2 protein-coding genes are annotated in these 2416 nt (G+C 70.4%); both read right to left on the bottom strand.

Annotation, left to right across the window (positions count from 1 at the left end; all coding sequences use genetic code 11):
- The coding region (locus CCN33_RS21565; protein ID WP_086695203.1) for an APC family permease at positions 1-1191 on the bottom strand (1191 nt) is incomplete at its 3' end.
- Positions 1192-1251: 60 nt separating this feature from the next.
- Positions 1252-2262, bottom strand: coding sequence for an aromatic ring-hydroxylating oxygenase subunit alpha (locus CCN33_RS21560; protein WP_244173894.1), 1011 nt, complete (start codon positions 2260-2262; stop codon positions 1252-1254).
- Positions 2263-2416 lie beyond the last annotated feature (154 nt).

Below are 2416 nucleotides of genomic sequence, written 5' to 3'. Positions count from 1 at the left end.
GCCGATGCTGGTGACCACGGTGAAGATCTGCGGCTGACGGATGTTGACCACCAGGATCGCCAGCGCCAGCACCCCGATCACCACGGCCGGCACCACCGGCGTCCGGAAGCGCGGACTCACCCGGGCCAGCACCGAGGACGCGGGCAGGTTGTTGTCCCGCGCCATGGCGAACGCCAGCCGGATCGCCGCCGTGTGCACGGCCAGCGCGCACACCGTGACCGCGATCAGGACGCACCACAGCATCCCCTTGCCGGCCGTCGGCCCGAGCACGTCCAGCACCACGTACTGGAGCCCGTCCGTGGACAGCTTGTCGCCCTTGAGGCTGGAGACGCTCATCAGCGCCAGCAGCAGCACCAGGCCGCCCAGCACGAAGGACGCGATGATCGCCCGCAGGATGGCGCGGGGCGCGTTCCGTGACGGGTTCAGCGACTCCTCGCCGAGCGAGGCCGCGGTGTCGAAGCCGTACATCACGTACGCCGACGCCAGCGACGCCACCAGGAACGCGCCGAGGTAACCGGCGCCGTGGCCCGCGCCGGTGCCGTTGGTCTCCAGCACGACCTGCGGGCCACGGGTGATGTGGACGGCCAGCATGACGATCAGCACCACACTGGCGACCAGCTCGATGAACACCCCCGCCGTGTTGATCCGGGCCATCAGCTTCACCCCGAAGGCGTTGACCAGCGTGGTGAACAGGATCAGCACGGCCGCCAGCACCACCGCGTTGGTCGCCACGTCGTAGGGGCCGGTGCCGTCCCCGACGAACTGGAAGGCGGACGATATCTGCGGCAGTGTGAGCTGGTAGGCCAGCGCCACCGCCGCGATCGACACGATGGAGGCGATCAGCATCATCCACCCGGCGAGCCAGCCGAGGTGGGGATTGCCGAGCCGCTTGGACCAGTTGTAGACCGACCCCGCCACCGGATGCCGGGCCGCCAGCTCCGCGAAGCAGAGGGCCACCGCGAACTGGCCCACGAACACCATCGGCCACGACCACCAGTAGGCGGGGCCGCCGCTGCCGTAGCCGAAGTAGAACAGCTGGAAGGTGCCGGTCAGGATCGAGATGTAGCTGATCCCGGCGGCGAAGGTGTGGAAGTTGCCCAGCGTGCGCTTGAGTTCGGGCCGGTACCCGAACTCCGCGAGTTCGCTGTCGTCGTGCCCGTGCGTGCCTGACGGCGGTGCTGCCTTGGTCATCGTGTGACTCCTGGGGGCAGAGGGAAACGGGAGCGGCCGTGTCCTACCCCGCTTCGGCGCTCACGGAGCCTGTTCGCCCAGCTTCTCCCGCAACCATCCGTGGAAGGCCCCGATGTGGTGCTCGGCCGGCACCAGCACCCCGCCCTCGCGATAGGCACGCGAGGACATGGCGGGCTGGGTGCGCTCGCACGCCGCGAAGTCCTGGACGTTGACCCGGTGGAACAGCTCCGCCGACTTCGACACGTCGGCCCCCGACGCCACCACCTCGGGCGCGTACAGCCAGTCGCACTCCACCACCGTGCGGTCCTCGGCCAGCGGGAACATACGGTGCAGGATGACGTGGTCGGGGACGAGGTTGACGAAGACGTTGGGCCGGACGGTGATGGCGTAGTAGCGCCTGTCCTGCTCCTCGGCCACCTCCGGGAGCCGGCCGAAGCCCGCGCTGCCGTCCACCGTGAACCCCGCCACCCCCGCACCGAACTCGGCGCCGTGGCCCACGAAGGACTGGGCCGCCCAACCCTCCGCGAACTCCGGCAGCACCTCGGTGAGTTCGGGGTGGATGGTGGCGCAGTGGTAGCACTCCATGAAGTTCTCGACGATCAGCTTCCAGTTGGCCCGCACGTCGTAGGTGACCCGCTTGCCGAGGGCCAGGCGCTCGGTGCCGTAGTGCTCGATGGCCGCCGGGTCGCCGAGCCGCTCCACGGCCGCGTGCTGGACGGTGGCCTCGAAGGAGGGCGGCGCGTCGGCCAGGCACACCCAGGCGTAGCCCAGCCATTCCCGCAGGGCGACCTTGACCAGCCCGTACCGGTCCCGGTCCACGTCCGGCATCTTCGTCAGGTTGGGCGCGGCGACCAGCTTCCCGTCGAGTCCGTACGTCCAGGCATGGTAGGGGCATTGCAGGCTGCGGCGGACCTCGCCGGACTCCTCGGTGCACAGCCGGGCGCCCCGGTGCCGGCAGACGTTCAGGAAGGCCCGCAGCGCGCCGGTGCGGTCGCGGGTGACGAGCACGCTCTCCCGCCCGACCCGGACCGTACGGAAGGCACCGGGCCGGTCCAGGTCGGCGCTGCGCACGGCGCAGAACCACATCGACTCCAGCAGCGCCTCCTGCTCGCGCCGGAAGACCTCCGGGTCGGTGTAGTAGCGGCCGGGAAGCGTGGGGATCAGGCTGGGGGAGACGGGGTCGTCGTCATGGCCGGCCTCCTCGGGCAGCCGGGGCGGTCAGGCG

Origin of the sequence: Streptomyces recifensis, assembly GCF_002154615.1 — a bacterium.
Classification (GTDB): Bacteria; Actinomycetota; Actinomycetes; order Streptomycetales; family Streptomycetaceae; genus Streptomyces; species Streptomyces griseoluteus.
The sequence above is the reverse complement of the archived record's forward strand: the minus strand, read 5'-3'. Positions and strand labels throughout refer to the sequence as shown.